The sequence below is a fragment of the Streptomyces sp. SudanB25_2051 genome (assembly GCF_964272635.1).
In the GTDB taxonomy this organism is placed as follows: Bacteria; Actinomycetota; Actinomycetes; order Streptomycetales; family Streptomycetaceae; genus Streptomyces.
The window spans coordinates 4,786,593-4,803,108 of sequence record NZ_OZ186787.1 but is presented as its reverse complement, the minus strand read 5'-3'; the positions used below and the strand labels follow the sequence as shown (position 1 = coordinate 4,803,108).

Annotated in this window: 18 protein-coding genes; 3 read left to right on the top strand and 15 right to left on the bottom strand. The window is 73.4% G+C overall.

Annotation, left to right across the window (positions count from 1 at the left end; genetic code table 11):
* Positions 1–35: 35 nt before the first annotated feature.
* From ACSUPT_RS21700 to ACSUPT_RS21655, 10 genes are all read right to left on the bottom strand, one after another.
* Positions 36–458 carry a DUF6924 domain-containing protein gene (locus ACSUPT_RS21700; protein WP_436945325.1) on the bottom strand — a complete coding sequence of 141 codons (423 nt, stop codon included), beginning with the start codon at positions 456–458 and terminating at the stop codon, positions 36–38.
* An 87-nt stretch (positions 459–545) separates the two neighbouring features.
* Complete coding sequence (gene mutM, locus ACSUPT_RS21695) at positions 546–1,418, bottom strand: bifunctional DNA-formamidopyrimidine glycosylase/DNA-(apurinic or apyrimidinic site) lyase (RefSeq protein WP_436945324.1); 873 nt, start codon at positions 1,416–1,418, stop codon at positions 546–548.
* A 158-nt stretch (positions 1,419–1,576) separates the two neighbouring features.
* A complete protein-coding gene (gene rnc, locus ACSUPT_RS21690) occupies positions 1,577–2,485 on the bottom strand; it encodes a ribonuclease III (RefSeq protein ID WP_436945323.1) in 909 nt (302 codons plus the stop codon).
* An 8-nt stretch (positions 2,486–2,493) separates the two neighbouring features.
* Positions 2,494–2,667 carry a 50S ribosomal protein L32 gene (gene rpmF / locus ACSUPT_RS21685; RefSeq protein ID WP_003957604.1) on the bottom strand — a complete coding sequence of 58 codons (174 nt, stop codon included), beginning with the start codon at positions 2,665–2,667 and terminating at the stop codon, positions 2,494–2,496.
* 2 nt (positions 2,668–2,669) lie between these two features.
* A complete protein-coding gene (locus tag ACSUPT_RS21680) occupies positions 2,670–3,272 on the bottom strand; it encodes a YceD family protein (RefSeq protein ID WP_351966354.1) in 603 nt (200 codons plus the stop codon).
* Positions 3,273–3,564: 292 nt separating this feature from the next.
* Complete coding sequence (locus tag ACSUPT_RS21675) at positions 3,565–4,692, bottom strand: cell division initiation protein (RefSeq protein ID WP_436945320.1); 1,128 nt, start codon at positions 4,690–4,692, stop codon at positions 3,565–3,567.
* A gap of 135 nt (positions 4,693–4,827) precedes the next feature.
* Positions 4,828–5,307, bottom strand: a complete 480-nt coding sequence (gene coaD / locus ACSUPT_RS21670) for a pantetheine-phosphate adenylyltransferase (protein ID WP_351966383.1) — start codon at positions 5,305–5,307, stop codon at positions 4,828–4,830.
* Between the two features lie 26 nt (positions 5,308–5,333).
* On the bottom strand, positions 5,334–5,918 hold the full coding sequence (gene rsmD, locus ACSUPT_RS21665; RefSeq protein WP_351966356.1) for a 16S rRNA (guanine(966)-N(2))-methyltransferase RsmD: 585 nt from the start codon (positions 5,916–5,918) through the stop codon (positions 5,334–5,336).
* Between the two features lie 105 nt (positions 5,919–6,023).
* The gene (recG, locus tag ACSUPT_RS21660) at positions 6,024–8,192 is read right to left on the bottom strand and encodes an ATP-dependent DNA helicase RecG (protein WP_436946248.1); all 2,169 of its coding nucleotides are present in this window, start codon (positions 8,190–8,192) and stop codon (positions 6,024–6,026) included.
* A gap of 157 nt (positions 8,193–8,349) precedes the next feature.
* On the bottom strand, positions 8,350–10,014 hold the full coding sequence (locus tag ACSUPT_RS21655; RefSeq protein WP_351966358.1) for a DAK2 domain-containing protein: 1,665 nt from the start codon (positions 10,012–10,014) through the stop codon (positions 8,350–8,352).
* Positions 10,015–10,264: 250 nt separating this feature from the next.
* On the opposite strand from ACSUPT_RS21655, the gene rpmB reads away from it, so the two are divergent.
* Complete coding sequence (gene rpmB, locus ACSUPT_RS21650; protein WP_003957616.1) at positions 10,265–10,450, top strand: 50S ribosomal protein L28; 186 nt, start codon at positions 10,265–10,267, stop codon at positions 10,448–10,450.
* Positions 10,451–10,647: 197 nt separating this feature from the next.
* On the opposite strand, the gene thiD is transcribed toward rpmB, so the two are convergent.
* Both thiD and ACSUPT_RS21640 read right to left on the bottom strand, forming a co-directional pair.
* The gene (gene thiD / locus ACSUPT_RS21645) at positions 10,648–11,454 is read right to left on the bottom strand and encodes a bifunctional hydroxymethylpyrimidine kinase/phosphomethylpyrimidine kinase (RefSeq protein ID WP_436945317.1); all 807 of its coding nucleotides are present in this window, start codon (positions 11,452–11,454) and stop codon (positions 10,648–10,650) included.
* The gene (locus tag ACSUPT_RS21640; RefSeq protein WP_436945315.1) at positions 11,451–12,425 is read right to left on the bottom strand and encodes a thiamine-phosphate kinase; all 975 of its coding nucleotides are present in this window, start codon (positions 12,423–12,425) and stop codon (positions 11,451–11,453) included. The genes thiD and ACSUPT_RS21640 overlap by 4 nt, the downstream gene beginning before the upstream one ends.
* A gap of 263 nt (positions 12,426–12,688) precedes the next feature.
* Between ACSUPT_RS21640 and ACSUPT_RS21635 the strand changes: the two genes are divergently transcribed.
* Positions 12,689–12,922 (top strand): Lrp/AsnC family transcriptional regulator, encoded by a 234-nt coding sequence (locus ACSUPT_RS21635; protein WP_023586356.1) that lies wholly within the window; start codon positions 12,689–12,691, stop codon positions 12,920–12,922.
* Between the two features lie 20 nt (positions 12,923–12,942).
* A complete protein-coding gene (locus tag ACSUPT_RS21630; RefSeq protein ID WP_351966361.1) occupies positions 12,943–13,434 on the top strand; it encodes a DUF3515 domain-containing protein in 492 nt (163 codons plus the stop codon).
* Positions 13,435–13,527: 93 nt separating this feature from the next.
* Here ACSUPT_RS21630 and ACSUPT_RS21625 read toward each other — a convergent pair whose 3' ends face one another.
* From ACSUPT_RS21625 to ACSUPT_RS21615, 3 genes are read right to left on the bottom strand one after another with little or no spacing between them, the layout of a single operon-like run.
* A complete protein-coding gene (locus tag ACSUPT_RS21625; protein WP_351966362.1) occupies positions 13,528–14,676 on the bottom strand; it encodes a D-alanine--D-alanine ligase family protein in 1,149 nt (382 codons plus the stop codon).
* Positions 14,677–14,710: 34 nt separating this feature from the next.
* Positions 14,711–15,721, bottom strand: a complete 1,011-nt coding sequence (locus ACSUPT_RS21620; protein ID WP_351966363.1) for an NAD(P)H-dependent glycerol-3-phosphate dehydrogenase — start codon at positions 15,719–15,721, stop codon at positions 14,711–14,713.
* Positions 15,718–16,470, bottom strand: a complete 753-nt coding sequence (locus ACSUPT_RS21615) for a lysophospholipid acyltransferase family protein (RefSeq protein ID WP_351966364.1) — start codon at positions 16,468–16,470, stop codon at positions 15,718–15,720. The genes ACSUPT_RS21620 and ACSUPT_RS21615 overlap by 4 nt, the downstream gene beginning before the upstream one ends.
* Between the last annotated feature and the right edge of the window lie 46 nt (positions 16,471–16,516).

Genomic DNA, 16,516 nt, shown 5'->3' with positions numbered 1-16,516 from the left:
TCCCCGGCGGCCTTGAGCGCCGTCACCGGTGGGATTCAGTCGTCTCCCCAGCCGCAAAACGTCCCCGAGCCGTCGGACGCGTCCGCGAAGTCGGCGAAGTCCAGATTCGCGATGGTCAGGTTGGCCGAGACCTCGGGGTACCACCGGGCCGGGACGCGGAACGTCCGTCCGGGCTCGTCGTAGAGGTCGACGGCCAGGAGCGGATGTGAGGGGTCGGTCATCGTCGCCGCGTCCGCCAGGAACACGTAGGTGAGCTTGTCGTCCTCCCCGGCGGCGGCCTCCTCGTCGATCAGCGCCCCGACGCCCGCGCCCGCGAAGCGGGGGTCGCTGACGTACGTGGCGTGCGGGGAGCCGTCCGCGGCGTCGATCGCCGCTCTCACCGCGGCCCAGGCCGCGTCGTCGCCGAAGTCGGTGCGCAGGACCGTCGACGTCAGGTCCTCGGGTGCGGGCAGGGGCATGCGGGCCATCCTGGCATCCGCACGCGCGGGCCGGAGTCCCGGCCCCCGCCGGTGCCGTGCCCGCGCGGGCACGCGTGTGGCCGCGGGTCAGGCGCGGGGTCTGGCGGTGGGACGCGGGGGGCGCTGGCAGCGGGGGCAGAAGTAGCTGGAGCGGTTCATCCAGGGGCGGCGGCGTATCGGGGTGCCGCAGCGGCGGCAGGGCTCGCCCTCGCGCCCGTACGCGTCCAGGGACCGGTCGAAGTAGCCGGACTCGCCGTTCACGTTGACGTACAGGCTGTCGAAGCTGGTGCCGCCGACCGCGAGCGCCGCGTTCATCACGTCCCGGACGTGCCCCAGCAGTTCGTACGAGCGGGGGCGGGTGAACAGGGCGGTGGGGCGGTCGTAGTGGAGGCGGGAGCGCCACAGCGCCTCGTCCGCGTAGATGTTGCCGACGCCGCTGATCAGGCTCTGGTCGAGCAGGGCGCGCTTGATGGTGGTGCGCCGCAGCCGCAGGGCCGTGTGGAACGCCGCGTCGTCGAACGCCGGGTCCAGCGGGTCGCGGGCGATGTGCGCGATGACGTCCGGCAGGCCGTCCGGGGTGTTGTCGTGCAGGGAGAGCCCGCCGAAGGTCCGCTGGTCGACGAAGCGCAGTTCGGTGCCGAGGGCGTCGGCGAAGCGGACGCGGATGCGCAGGTGCTTCTCGTCGGGGGCGTCCTCGGGCTGGACGAGGAGCTGGCCGCTCATGCCGAGGTGGCCGAGTACGGAGGCGTCCGTGTCCTCCAGCGGCAGCCACAGGTACTTGCCGCGCCGCCGGGCCGCGCCGATCCGGTGCCCGGTGAGCCGTGCCGCGAAGTCCGGGCCGCCGCCGATGTGCCGCCGCACGGCGCGCGGGTGCAGCACCTCGACGGCGGCGACGGTACGGCCGCTCACCCAGCGTTCGAGACCCCGCCGGACGACTTCGACCTCGGGCAGCTCGGGCACGGCACTCCTCGCGGGAAGGGAAGGCTGGGGCGGGAACGCGGACGCACCCCCGGTGGCGGCCGTCGGCGGCCACCGGAGGTGCGGCGGTTCGGGGACCGGGGGCGGTGCGCCCGGCCCCGGCGGTGATCAGGACATGGCGGTGCCGGCGGCGGCCGGCGTCAAGCCGTGGCCGATTCCGCCGTCGCGGAGCCCGTCGTCGCCGGGTCCGCCGCGGACGGCGTGTCCGCGGCCGCGGCGGACGAGGCCGCGGTGACCTCGGCTGCGACGGCTTCGGAGGACGCCCCGGTGGCGGCGGCCTCCCGTGCCGCCGCCTCGCGTTCGTCAGCGGCCGCGCGGATGGCCCGCCAGGCGGACTCCGCCGCCTGCTGCTCCGCTTCCTTCTTGCTGCGGCCGGTGCCGGTGCCGTACGAGACACCACCGACGCGGGCAGCAGCAGTGAAGGTCTTCTCGTGGTCCGGACCCGTCTCCGTGACGAGGTACTCCGGCACACCGAGACCCTCGGCCGCGGTGAGCTCCTGGAGACTGGTCTTCCAGTCCAGGCCCGCACCGAGGTTCGAGGACTTCTCGATCAGCGGGTCGAAGAGCCGGTGGACCAGCTCCGACGCCGCTTCGAGACCCTGGTCGAGATAGACCGCGCCGATCACCGCTTCGAGGGTGTCGGCGAGGATGGACGCCTTGTCCCGGCCGCCCGTGCCCTCTTCGCCCCGGCCCAGCCGGATGAAGGAGCCCAGGTCGAGGCCGCGGCCGACCTCCGCCAGCGCACGCGAGTTGACCACCGCGGCCCGCAACTTGGCCAGCTGGCCTTCGGGCAGGTCCGGGTGGGTGCGGTACAGCGTGTCCGTGACCACCAGGCCGAGCACGGAGTCCCCGAGGAACTCCAGCCGCTCGTTGGTGGGCAGGCCGCCGTTCTCGTACGCGTACGAGCGGTGGGTCAGCGCACGCACCAGAAGGGCGGACTCGACCTGGTAGCCGAGCCGCCCTTCCAGAAGCGTGTGGGACGAGGCCGTGTTGTCCGCCGGCTTCCTGGCGTCATCCGCCGTTGTGTGGCTAGACACGGTGCCTCTCACCTAGCCGCTCAGACCGCGAGGACCTGGCGCTTGTTGTACGTGCCGCAGCTGGGGCACGCGATGTGCTGCTGCTTCGGCTCCTGGCAACGCTCGCACGAAACCAGGGTGGGGACCGCAGCCTTCCACTGCGACCGGCGGTGGCGCGTGTTGCTGCGCGACATCTTCCGCTTCGGAACAGCCACGGCTACTTCTCCTGCTTCTCGTCGACGCCCGGTTCGGCGCCGCTCATGTCGTCCTTCTCGTCGGTCCCGAGTGAACCGGCGAGTCCCTGCAGTGCCGCCCAACGGATGTCGACGGCTTCATGGTGGTGGTCCGGGTCGTCGTTCAGGTTGACCCCGCATTCGGGGCACAGTCCCGCACAGTCCTCCCGGCACACCGGCTGCATCGGCAGTGCGAGCACCACCGCGTCACGCAGCACGGGCTCGAGGTCGAACATGCCGTCCTCGAGGGGGATGATGTCCTCGTCGTCCTCGGCATCGTCGCCGGATGCCGCGTGGCGGCCCCGGTCGTCGGTGTCGGGGTACGAGAACATCTCCTGGAAGTCCGCCACGACCTCTCGGCGCAGCGGCTCCAGACACCTTACGCACTCCCCCTCGGCCGACGCACGGGCGGTGCCTGTGACGAGCACCCCTTCCATGACCGACTCGAGGCGGAGTTCAAGCTCGACGGGCGAGCCCTCCGGTACGCCGATGACTCCGTCGATGCCGAGGTCGGCGGGGGCCGCCACCTCGCGGGTGAGCCGCTGGAGCGCACCGGGACGCCGCCCCAGCTCGTGCGTGTCGAACACGAGGGGGTTGCGGTGGTCGAGGCGCGTACTCAGGGCTCTTCCTGCTTTCGGAATCGTGGAGGGGGCCGCACCGGCCGTGCCATGGGGCCAAGCGGGCAGCCAGGATCGCGGACGTACTCGCGACCGAACAGCCAGGATACTGGACGCTTCGCCCAGGGCCCAATCGGGTCGGCCGCCGCGGGAACGGACGGCGCGGGGACGGCCACCCCGCGGGGCGTGGACGGCGCGGGGGTGGACGGCCAGCCCTCCCGCGGCGCGCCGGGCGACCCGCGCGGGCGGGCGGAATCCCGGGTCAGTGGCCCTGGCCGTGGCCCTGCTCGTACCGGCGCAGCTGATCCAGGTCGATCATGCTGGTGTCGAAGAAGCTGGTCTCGTCCAGCGCCGCCGACTGCTGGTGCGGCAGCTGGGGCTGCTGCGCGGCGGGCTGCTCGTGGGGCTGCTGGTAGCCGTACGGGTCCTGCGGGGCGCCGTAGCCCTGGGCGTAGCCGCCCTGGTCGTAGCCCTGCTGGTGGTACGCGTAGGGGTCCTGCTGGTAGGCGTAAGGGTCCTGCGGCTGGGCGGCCGGGTAGCCGTACGGGTCCGGCTGGTGGGCGGGCGGCGGCGGCGCCTGCGGGGGCATCTGGTGCTGGTGGGGCTGCTGGTGCGCGGCGGCCGGGGCCGCGGGCCGCGCCGGCGGTTGCGGCTCGGGGTCGGCCAGCTCGGCGAGGCCCGCCAGGTAGTCGGCGTCGCTGGTGTGGAGCTGGCGGGGGCCCGCGGCGTCCTGGGCGGCCATGTGCTCGCCGAGGTCGTCCGTGGCGGTCCGCCCGTGGAGCTTCTGGCGGCCGCGGCCGACGGCCTCCAGGGTCTTGGCGAGCACCGCCTCGAAGGCGCTCAGCTTGGCGTCCACGTACGCGTCGGCGCGCTGGATCAGGGTCTGCGGGTCGGCGCTGTACTCGGGGGCGTCCTCGTCGGCGTACCCCTGCTCGTCCAGGCCGGGGCCCCGGCCGAGGAGCTTCTCGCGGCCCCGGTCGACGGAGCCGATGGTCTTGGTGAGGACGACCTCGAAGTTCGCGAGCTTGGAGTCGACGTAGTCGTCGGCCTCGGCGCGGATCTCCTCGGCCTCCCGGCGGGCCTCCGCGAGGATGCGGTCGGCCTCCTCCTGGGACTGGCGGGCGATCTGGCTGTCGGAGATCAGGGAGCCGCGCTCGGCGTGGGCGGCGGCGATGATCCGCTCGGCCTCGCGGCGGGCCTCCTCGACCATCTGCTCGCGGCCGCCGATGAGCTCCCGGGCCTGGGCGAGGGAATCGGGGAGGGCCTGGCGGACCTCTTCGAGCATCGCGAGCAGTTCGGCGCGGTTCACCACGCAGGAGGCCGACATGGGCATGGACCGGGCGTTCCCGACCGCCTCGACGATGTCGTCGAGTTTCTTCTGCACGTCCACCGTGTGCTCGCCACTCTCTACAGCCGGATGGGAAGACGGACGGGACGACTCTACGGCCAGTCAGGCCCCGTCCGACACCGCTCCCCCGGCCCCGGTCCGGCCCGCCCGGGGGCCGGGCGGCGGTCCGTCAGGCGGTCACTTCTCGCGCAGGCGGGCGACCAGTGCCTCGTGCACGGCGGGCGGCAGCAGGTGGGAGACGTCGCCGCCCCAGGCCGCGACCTCCTTGACAAGCGAGGAGGAGAGGAAGCTGTAGGTGGGGTTGGTCGGCACGAAGAGGGTCTCGACGCCGGTGAGGCCGTTGTTCATCTGGGCCATCTGGAGTTCGTAGTCGAAGTCGCTGACGGCGCGCAGGCCCTTCACGATGGCCGGGATGTCGCGCTCCTTGCAGAAGTCCACGAGGAGGCCGTGGTGCGACTCGACGACGACGTTGTCGTACTCGGCGGTGACCTGGCGGATCAGGTCCATCCGCTCCTCGACCGTGAACAGGCCCTTCTTCGACTGGTTGATCATCACGGCCACGTGCACCACGTCGTACAGCTTGGAGGCGCGGGCGATGATGTCGAGATGTCCGTTGGTGATGGGGTCGAACGACCCCGGACAGACTGCTCGGCGCAACTGAAGTCCCTCGCTCTCCGGTCCGGTCATGGTGCGTCTTCGCACGTAGAGGCGGCGCGACCGTACCAAAACGTTCCCTCGCCGTAGCGACGGGCCCGCAGGGGCTCGAACCCCTCCGGCCAGCCGAATGCGCCGCCTCTGGTGCTGCGCTCCACGGTGACGAGGGCGTCGGCCGCGAGCCAGCCCTGGAGGCGGAGTGTGAGGAGTATCTCGCGAAGATCGTCGTCGGAGACGGCGTACGGCGGGTCGAGGAAGACCGCGTCGTACGGCTCGGCCGGCGGCGGGCCGGCGACGACCTGCTCGGCGCGGCCGGTGCGGACCTCGGCGCCCGGCAGGCCCAGCGCGCGGACGTTCTCGCGGACCGTGCGGGCGGCGCGGGCGTCGGCCTCGACCAGCAGGGCGTGGGCGGCGCCCCGCGAGAGGGCCTCCAGGCCGACCGCCCCGGACCCGGCGTACAGATCGGCGACGCGGATGCCGTCGAGGGTGCCCAGGAGCGACTGCCAGGTGGAGAACAGGCCCTCGCGCGCCCGGTCGGAGGTGGGCCGGGTGCCGTTGCCCGGCGGTACGGCCAGGCGGCGTCCGCCGGCCGCTCCGGCGATCACGCGGGTCATGTCAGTCCTTGTCGGTCGTTCGCGGGCTTGCCTCGACTCCACGATATGGGCTGGTGGGGCCCAAAGCGCCCGGGCCCTCCGCCCGGCGGGCCGCGCGGGGGCCGGTCAGCCCTTCTCCAGGTACCGCTCGCGCTCGGCGTCCAGCAGCGCGTCCAGGGCGGTGCGCAGCTCGGGGTGGCGCTCCAGGTCGGGGTCGGCGGCGACGACGGCGGTGGCCTCGGCGCGGGCGGCGGCGATGACCTCCTCGTCCTCGATGACGGTGAGCATCCGCAGGGAGGAGCGGACGCCGGACTGGGCCTGCCCCAGGACGTCGCCCTCGCGGCGCTGTTCGAGGTCGATGCGGGAGAGCTCGAAGCCGTCGAGGGTGGCGGCGACGGCGGCCAGGCGCTGCCGGGCGGGGGTCGCCTCGGGCATGTCGGTGACGAGGAGGCAGAGCCCGGGGGCGGAGCCCCGGCCGACGCGGCCGCGCAGCTGGTGGAGCTGGGAGACGCCGAAGCGGTCGGCGTCCATGATGACCATGGCCGTGGCGTTGGGGACGTTGACGCCGACCTCGATGACGGTGGTCGCTACGAGTACGTCCGTCTCGCCGGCGGCGAAGCGGCGCATGACGGCGTCCTTGTCGTCGGGGTGCATCCTGCCGTGCAGGATCTCCACGCGCAGGCCGGCGAGGGGGCCCTTGGCGAGCTGCTCGGCGACCTCGGTGACGGCGAGCGGCGGCCGCTTCTCCGCCGCGTCGGCTCCCGCGTCGTCGGCGGCCTCGTCGGCGCTGCGGGCCTTCTTCGCGGACTTGCCGCCCGCGCCGGTCTCGTCCTCGTCGTCCCCGATGCGCGGGCACACGACGTACGCCTGGTGGCCGTTCCCGACCTCCTCGCGGACGCGCTCCCAGGCGCGGGCGAGGAAGTGCGGCTTGTCGCGGGACGGCACGACGTGGGTGGCGATGGGCGAGCGGCCGGCGGGCAGCTGGTCGAGGACGGAGGTCTCCAGATCGCCGAAGACGGTCATGGCGACCGTGCGCGGGATGGGGGTCGCGGTCATGACGAGCAGGTGGGGCGGTTGCTTGCCCTTGCCGCGCAGGGCGTCGCGCTGCTCGACGCCGAAGCGGTGCTGCTCGTCCACGACGACGAGCCCCAGGTCGTGGAACTGGACCTTGTCCTCGATCAGGGCGTGGGTGCCGACGACGATCCCCGCCTCGCCGGTGACCAGGTCGAGCAGGGCCTGGCGGCGGGCGGCCGCGCCCATGGACCCGGTGAGCAGGACGACCTTGGTGGCGTGTTCGGCGCCGCCCAGCATCCCGCCCTGCGCGAGGTCGCCCATCATCTCGGTGATGGACCGGTGGTGCTGCTGGGCGAGGACCTCGGTGGGGGCGAGCATCGCGGCCTGTCCCCCGGCGTCGACCACGGCGAGCATGGCGCGCAGGGCGACCATCGTCTTGCCGCTGCCGACCTCGCCCTGGAGGAGGCGGTGCATGGGGTGGTCGGTGGCGAGGTCGTCGAAGATCTCCCCGGAGACGGCGCGCTGGCCGTCGGTGAGGGTGAACGGCAGGCGGGCGTCGAAGGCGTCGAGGATGCCGCCGGGGACGGGCTTGCGGGGTACGGCGGGCAGCTGGCTGTCGGCGTGGCGGCGGCGGGCGAGGGCGACCTGGAGGACGAACGCCTCGTCCCACTTGAGGCGTTCGCGGGCGTCGGCGATGTCGGCCTTGGTGCGCGGGCGGTGGATCTTGTGGAGGGCGTCGGGCAGGTCGGTCAGGCCGCGGCCCTCGCGCAGGGCGGGGGGCAGCGGGTCGACGGCGTCCTGGGCGCGCGGGAGGACCGCGTCGACGGCTTTGGCGATCTTCCAGGACTCCAGCTTGGTGGTGGCCGGGTAGATCGGGATGAGGGCGTTCGCCCAGCTGTCGACCGCCGTGTCGCCGTCGCCGCGCAGGAGTTCGTAGGCGGGGTGGGCGAGCTGGAGCTTGCGGTTGAAGAGGGAGACCTTGCCGGCGAACATCGCGCGGGTGCCCGGCAGGAGGTCCTTGTGGGGCTTGTGGACGCCCTTGCCGAAGAAGACCAGTTGGAGCCGGCCGCTGCCGTCGGTGATGGTCACCTCCAGCCGCTGGCCGCGCCCGCGCGAGCCGTTGTACGTGTGGAGGCGGGCGTCCGCGACCTGCGCGACGACCGTGACGTGCTCGTCCAGGGGGAGGTCGGCCAGGGTGGTGAGCTCGCCTCGCTCGGCGTACCTGCGCGGGTAGTGGTGCAGGAGGTCGCCGACGGTGTGCAGGTCGAGGGTCTCGGCCATCACCTTGGCGGTGGCCGGTCCGAGGACCTTCTTCAGGGGTTCGCTCAGCACGGCGGCCTCCTCCTTCCGTACCCCGTCCTGGTCGCATGCCCATTCCACACCACGCCACTGACAGCGGGCGGCAACCGGGCGGGCCCCGGCCGCCGCCGGGGCCGGGTCACTCGACCCCGATGAGGAGCGGTGCCCGCTGCCGGCCGCCGTGGTGGACGCAGGTGTCGACGGCGAGGTACCGCTCCCGCACGTGGCGCTCCAGGTCTTCGGCGAGGCCCTGGGGGGCGTCGGCGGCGAGGACCAGGGTGACCAGCTCGCCGCCCCCGGAGAGCATGCGGTCGAGGACGTCGCGGGCGGTGCCGGCGAGGTCGTGGCCGATCACGGCGACGTCGCCGTCGATGAGGCCGAGGACGTCGCCGGCCTGGCAGACCCCGGCGGAGGTGAACGACTGGTGCTCGGCGACGGCGAGTTCGCCGTAGCGGGTGGCTCCGGCGGCGGCGGTCATGGCGACGACGTCCTCGTCGAAGCGGCGGCCCGGTTCGTGGACGGCGAGCGCGGCGATGCCCTGGACGGCGGCACGGGTGGGGATGAGGGCGACGCGCACGCCTTCGGCGCGTGCCTGTTCGGCGGCCGCCGCCGCGGGGTGGCGCAGGTCGGTGGAGTTGGGCAGGAGGACCACTTCGCGCGCGTGGGCGCGGCGGATCGCGTCGAGCAGTTCGCCGCTGGCGGGCGGGCGGCCGGGCCGGGCGAGGACGGTGGTGGCGCCCGCCTCGGCGCACAGCGCGGCGAGCCCCTCGCCCGGTACGACGGCGACGACCGCCCGCTGGGCCCGTTCGGCGGGCCCGTCGCGGTCCTCCGTGCCGGAGCGCGCGGCGGATGTCCTCGCCGCGTCAGCGGCGAAGTGGGTGACGCGGATGCGGTACGGGCGTCCCGCCTCCACGCCGGCCTCCACGGCGGCGCCCGCGTCGTCCACGTGCACGTGGACGTTCCACAGGCCGTCGCCGCCGACCACCACCAGGGAGTCCCCGAGCCGGTCGAGGCGGTCGCGCAGCACCGCGACGGCCTCGTCACCGGCCTCCAGCAGGTAGATCACCTCGTACGCGGGCCCGCCCTCCCCGCACGGCCGGGCGGGGTCGTCGCCGGCGGGCCCGGCCGCGGGCGCGGCGCGCCGGGCGCGGGGCATGGGCAGCGGGGCCTGGCCGGACAGCGCCTCCACGAGCGCGCCGAGCACGGTGACGAGACCGCGCCCGCCCGCGTCGACGACCCCGGCGCGGGCCAGCACGTCCAGTTGCCCGGGGGTGTCCTCCAGCGCGGCGCGGGCGCCGTCGTACGCGGCCCTGGCGACCGTCTGGAGGGCGGGGCCCGCGTCGGCGGCGGCCCGCGCGGCGGCGGCGGCGACGCTGAGGATGGTGCCCTCGACGGGGTGGGCGACGGCCCGCCGGGCGGCGGCGGACGCGGTCCGCAGCGCCTCGGCCAGGTGGTGTCCGTCACAGCCGCGGGCCAGCACCTCGGCCATGCCGCGCAGCAGCTGCGCCAGGATGGTGCCGGAGTTGCCGCGGGCGCCGATCAGCGCGCCGTGCGCCAGGGCCCGCACGGTGTCGGCGCGGGCCGGGGCGGTGCCGTCCTCGTCGTGGGCGGCGAACAGGGCCTCCACGGCCTGCCGGGCGGCCTCCACGGTGAGGTACAGGTTGGTGCCGGTGTCCCCGTCGGCGACCGGGTACACGTTGATCGCGTCGATCTCCTCGCGCTCCCGGCCCAGCGCGTCCAGCGCCAGTGAGCACCAGGCTCGGACCGCTGCGGGGTCGAGGTCGCGTCCCGACTTCTCCGGCACCTGGTGATCCTCCTCGTATGGGCTGCACCGCAGGGTAGACCGAGGGAGGCGGGGAGGGCCGGGGCGGGGGCCCGGCGGTCCGTGGTAGTTTCGTTCTACCGAAGTGGCCGTTGTATGCTGCTCCGGTTGCCCGATGAAAGTCGGGCCGTTCCCCGGCAACGCCACTTCAGTCACCGACCTGTATGTCACCGATCTGATTCCGGCTCGCCGGATTTCACTGTAAGTGCATCTGAAGTCTTTGGAGTGACCCGTGGCTGCCAACTGCGACGTCTGCGGCAAGGGGCCGGGCTTCGGCAACAACATTTCGCACTCGCACCGCCGTACGTCCCGTCGCTGGAACCCGAACATCCAGCGCGTGCGTGCCGTGGTCGGTCGGACGCCGAAGCGGCTCAACGTCTGCACCTCGTGCATCAAGGCCGGCAAGGTCTCGCGCTAAAGTCGACGTTTCGTCGTAGCGCAGCCTCTGCGGTTGCCTTGGAAGCCGGTCCACCCTCGGGTGGGCCGGCTTTTCGCCGTACCCGGAGCCCTGTGGGGCCGCGCGGGCGGGGCGGGTACGGGAAAGGGGCGCGTCCGCTCCGGGATCGCGCCCCCTGTCCGCGGCGCCGTGGAAGCGCCGCACCGGGCCGGGCGGTCTCAGCCCCGCCACTCCCAGCCGTGGTCGACCGGGCCGATGCCGCCGCCCAGCGCGAATCCGGCGGCGATGGCCCCCGTCACGTACTCCTTGGCCCGCGCCACCGCGTCGGGCACCGCGAGGCCGCGCGCCAGGCCCGCGGCGACCGCGGAGGCCAGCGTGCAGCCGGTGCCGTGGGTGTGCCGGTTGTCCAGGCGCGGCGCCCGGTACCAGTGCTCCTCGCGGCCGTCGGTCAGCAGGTCGACCGCCTCGCCGGACAGATGACCGCCCTTGATCAGCGCCCAGCGCGGCCCGAACGCCAGGACCGCGTCGGCCGCACGCCGCATGTCCTCCTCGCGCTCCACCCGTACGTCCGTGAGCTGCGCCACCTCGTCCAGGTTCGGCGTCGCGACGGTCGCCACGGGCAGCAGCCGCTTGCGGACCGAGTCCAGCGCCGACGCGGCGAGCAGCGGGTCGCCGTGCTTGGAGACGCCGACCGGGTCCACGACGACCGGCGCGTCCGTCGCCGCGAGCAGTTCGGCGACGGTCTCCACCAACGTGGCCGAGCTGAGCATCCCGGTCTTCACGGCCTGGACGCCGATGTCCCCGACGACGCTGCGGTACTGCGCGCGCACGGCCTCTTCGGGCAGCTCCCAGGCCCCCTGGACGCCCAGCGAGTTCTGCGCGGTGACGGCCGTGAGGACGCTCATGCCGTGGACGCCCAGGGCGAGCATGGTCTTCAGGTCCGCCTGGATGCCGGCGCCGCCGCCCGAGTCGGAACCGGCGACGGTGAGCACGCGCGGCGGGGCCTGGCGGGCGGGCGCGCTCATTCGGCCTCCCCGTACGGTCCGCCGAAGTGGTCCCAGCCGCCGGCCGTGTGCCAGGGGGCGCCGTCGACGGTGACCTGGGGCAGCGCGGACGGGTGGAGGACCTCGCCGATGACCTTCCACCGGGCGGGCAGCTTCACGTCGGGCGGGAACGTCGCCACGATCGCGTGGTCCTCTCCCCCGGTGAGCACCCACTGCAGCGGGTCCACGCCGACGGCCTGCCCGATGTCGTTCATCTGCGTGGGGATGTCGATGGCGCCGGACCGCAGGTCGATGCGGACCTTGCTGGCCTCGGCGATGTGCCGGAGGTCCGCGATGAGGCCGTCGCTGACGTCGCACATGGCGGTCGCGCCGAGGTTCGCGGCGGCGGGGCCCGCGTGGTACGGGGGCTCGGGCCTGCGGTGCGCCTCGACGAACGCGCGCGGGGAGCGGAAGCCGCGGGACAGCACGGCGTACCCGGCGGCGGACCAGCCGAGCCAGCCGGTGTAGGCGACGACGTCGCCGGGCTGGGCGCCGCCGCGGGTGACGGGCTCGTGGTTGCGCAGGTCGCCCAGGGCGGTGATGGACACCGTGATCGTGTCGCCCCGTACGACGTCCCCGCCGACCACGGCGGCTCCCGCGACCTGGCACTCGTCGCGCAGCCCGTCCATCAGCTCGGTCGGCCAGGTGGCGGGGAGTTCGGCGGGGACGACCAGGCCGAGGAGGAGCGCGGTGGGCACGGCGCCCATGGCGGCGATGTCCGCGAGGTTCTGCGCGGCGGCCTTGCGGCCCACGTCGTACGCGGTGGACCAGTCGCGGCGGAAGTGGCGGCCCTCCAGCAGGATGTCCGTGCTGGCGACGACCCGGCGGTCCGGCGCGGCCACGACGGCGGCGTCGTCCCCCGGGCCGATCCGTACCGCCGGTGTGGTGGTGAGCCGGGAGGTGAGCTCCCTGATGAGCCCGAACTCCCCGAGCTCGCCGACAGTGCCCTTCACCGAGGTTCACCTCTCCATGTCGTCATGGGCTCACCGTACGACCGACTGGTCCTGGTGCGGTTGCGGTCGCGAGCCGTCACTGCTGTAGGTACGGTCAATGAGACGGACGAAGCCGTCAACTTCTGTCTCTCGTACGCCACGCTCCGGTCACCCCCGGCCCCGTGGTCTCCCCGCCGCACGTGGCGACGCGATACCGTGGCGTCCCTTTCTTCCCTGGGTCGGAACGAGCCCAGGATGATCCCCGCGGCCGCCCTGGAGGTTTCGTGGTACAGGCGTACATCCTGATTCAGACCGAGGTGGGGAAGGCGTCGCTCGTCGCCGACACCATCGCGAAGATCCCCGGCGTGATCCAGGCCGAGGACGTGACGGGTCCGTACGACGTGATCGTGCGCGCCCAGGCGGACACGGTCGACGAACTCGGCCGCATGGTCGTCGCCAAGGTCCAGCAGGTGGAAGGCATCACCCGCACCCTGACCTGCCCGGTCGTCCACCTGTAGCCCCCGTCTACGCTGAGCCGGTGAAGTCCACCCACCGGTTTCCCCGCCTGCCCGCCGCGGTCGGCGCCGTCGCCGGGGCCCTGCTGCTGGCGGCGGCCCCGGGGTGCGCCCTGACGGACCCGGAGACGCCCGTCCCGGCGCCCAGCCCGGCCGCCGAGGCGGCCGCGTACTGCCGGGCCCTGCACCGGGAGTTGCCGGACAAGGTCGCGGGGCTGGCCCGGGACGCGACACAGCCGCGTTCCGAACTGACCGCCGCATGGGGGGACGGGGCGATCGTACTGCGCTGCGGGGTTCCCCGGCCCGACCGGATGAGCGATCCGCAGGCGCAGGCGATCGAGGCGGACGGCGTCAACTGGCTGCTGGAGCAGCGGGAGGGCACCGGTCCGCGCTTCACCACCACGTACCGCAAGGCGTATGTCGAGCTGTCGCTCGACGAGCGGTTCGCGCACGACACCGGGCCGCTGGTGGACTTCGCCGGCCCGGTGAGCAGGACCGTCCCGCCCAGCGTCTGAGGCGCGGCGGGGCGGACCCGCGGCGGCGGGGCCCCGGGGGCGTCGGCCACCCGCGGCCCCGCCGTACGCGTGTGCCGCTCTACCGGCCCCCGGCTAGCGCAGCCCGGTCGGGCGGCGCAGGGCGGCCTGGATGAGGCGGTCGATCAGCTCCGGGTAGTCGACCCCGGACGCCTCCCACATGCGCGGGTACATCGAGATCGGCGTGAACCCCGGCAGGGTGTTGATCTCGTTGATGACGAACTCGCCCTCGTCGGTGAGGAAGAAGTCCGCGCGCACGAGGCCCTCGCAGGAGGCCGCCTCGAACGCCTCGATCGCCAGCCGCTGCACCTCGGCGGTCTGCTCCGGGGTGATCGGGGCGGGCACGACACCGGCCGCCGCGTCGATGTACTTGGCCTCGAAGTCGTAGAAGTCGTGGTCGCTGACGGGCGGGATCCACGCGGGGGCGCTGGCGCGCGGCCCGTCCTCGAACTCCAGGACGCCGCACTCGATCTCGCGGCCCGTGAGCAGCGACTCGACGAGGATCTTCGGGTCGTGGCGGCGCGCCTCGGCGATGGCCGCGTCGAGCCCGGACTCGTCGTCCACCTTGGTGATGCCGATGGAGGAGCCGGCGCGGGCCGGCTTCACGAACAGCGGCCAGCCGTGCTCGGCGGCGAAGTCGGTGACCTTGCGGCGGGCGGCGACCGGGTCGCGGTCCCACTCGCGGGGGCGGACGACCTCGTACGGGCCCACGGGCAGGCCGAAGGAGGTGAAGACCCGCTTCATGTACTCCTTGTCCTGGCCGACCGCGGAGGCGAGGACTCCGGCGCCGACGTACGGGACGCCGGCGAGCTCCAGGAGGCCCTGGAGGGTGCCGTCCTCGCCGTACGGGCCGTGGAGGACGGGGAAGACGACGTCGACCTCGCCGAGCGCCTTCGGCACGGAGCTGGGCTCCGTGTAGACGATCTCCCGCGTGGTGGGGTCGGCGGACAGCACCACGCTGCCCTCGGCGGACTCCGCGAGGTCGTCGACGCTGGGCAGCGTGCGTTCGGAGATGGCCATCCGCTCCGGGGCGTCGGCGGTCAGCGCCCAGCGGCCGTCGGTGGTGATGCCGATGGGCAGCACGTCGTACTTCGTCCGGTCGATGGCGCGCAGGACGGCGCCGGCCGTGACGACGGAGATGGCGTGCTCGGAGCTGCGTCCGCCGAAGACGACGGCCACGCGCGGCTTACGCCCGGGGCTGGTGGGGAGGTTCTCGCTGCTCATATCGCGATGAGCGTACCCGCTCGCCCCGGGTGCGTCAGCGCCGCTCGGGCTTGGCGCTCCGCGACATCAGCTCCTTGAGGGCCACCATCGGCGGCTTTCCCTCGTGGACGATGCCCACGACGGTTTCCGTGATGGGCATGTCGACGCCGTGCCTGCGGGCCAGGTCCAGGACGGAGCGGCAGGACTTCACGCCCTCGGCGGTCTGCCGGGTGACCGCGATGGTCTCCTCCAGCGTCATGCCCTTGCCGAGGTTGAAGCCGAAGGTGTGGTTGCGGGACAGCGACGAGGAGCAGGTGGCCACCAGGTCGCCGAGGCCGGCGAGGCCGGAGAAGGTCAGCGGGTCGGCGCCCATGGCGAGGCCGAGGCGGGTGGTCTCGGCGAGGCCGCGCGTGATGAGGGAGCCCTTGGCGTTGTCGCCGAGGCCCATGCCGTCCGCGATGCCCACGGCCAGGCCGATGACGTTCTTGACGGCGCCGCCCAGCTCGCAGCCGACCACGTCGGTGTTGGTGTAGGGGCGGAAGTACGGGGTGTGGCAGGCGGCCTGGAGCCGCCGGGCGACTGCCTCGTCGCGGCAGGCGACGACGGCGGCGGCCGGCATGCGGGCCATGATCTCCTTGGCCAGGTTGGGCCCGGTGACGACGGCGACCCGCTCGGCGGGGACCTGCGCGACCTCCTGGACGACCTCGCTCATCCGCTCGCACGTGCCCAGCTCGATGCCCTTCATCAGGGAGACCAGGACGGTGTCCGGGGCGAGCTTCGGCGCCCAGGCGGCGAGGTTGCCGCGCAGCGTCTGGGAGGGGATGGCGAGGACGGTGAAGTCGGCGCCCTCGGCGGCCTCGGCCGGGTCGGTGGTGGCGCGCAGGTTCGCGGGCAGCTCGACGCCGGGGAAGTACTCCGGGTTGGTGCGCGTCGTGTTGATGGCGTCGGCGACCTCGGCGCGGCGGCCCCAGAGGGTGACGTCGCAGCCGGCGTCGGCCAGCACCATCCCGAAGGCCGTACCCCATGAGCCGGTTCCGTAGACGGCTGCCTTGACGGGGTGTGTCACTTGGCTTCCTCCCCTGCGGCCTTGCGGCGCTGTTCGAGCCGGGCCCTGCGGTGGTCGTACGGCTCGGCGGGGGCCTTCTCGCCCCGGATGTCCTCCAGGAGCGCGGTGATGGCCCGCATGATCTCCTCGGTGGCCTCGCGCAGCACCTCGTTGGTGGGCTCCACGTCGTGGAACCGCGAGAGGTCCACGGGCGGCCCCGCGACGACCGTCAGCGTCTTGCGGGGGAAGAGGCGCAGCTTCTTCTCCTTGGCGTACGGCGGCATCGCCAGGTTGGCGCCCCATTGGGCGACGGGGATGACCGGCGCCTTGGTGAGCAGCGCGACGCGGGCGGCGCCGGTCTTGCCGGCCATGGGCCACATCGCGGGGTCGCGGGTGAGGGTGCCCTCGGGGTAGAAGGCGACGCACTCGCCCCGTTCGATGGCGGCGACGGCGGCGCGGAAGGCGTCCAGGGCGTTGGTCGTCTCGCGGTAGACGGGGATCTGCCCGGTGCCGCGGAGCATGGTGCCGACGAAGGAGCCCTTGAAGAGCCCGGCCTTCGCCAGGAAGCGCGGTACGCGTCCGGTGTTGTACTGGAAGTGCGCGTAGGACAGCGGGTCGAGATACGAGTTGTGGTTGACGGCCGTGATGAATCCGCCGTCGGCAGGAATGTGCTCCATTCCGCGCCAGTCCCGCTTGAACAGAACCACCAGCGGCGGTTTTGCGATGACCGCCGCCAGGCGGTACCAGAAGCCGATTCTGCGGCGGGACACGCGGACACCTTCCTGTGGGACTTGCTGTGGTACTGGTCTGGCCGGG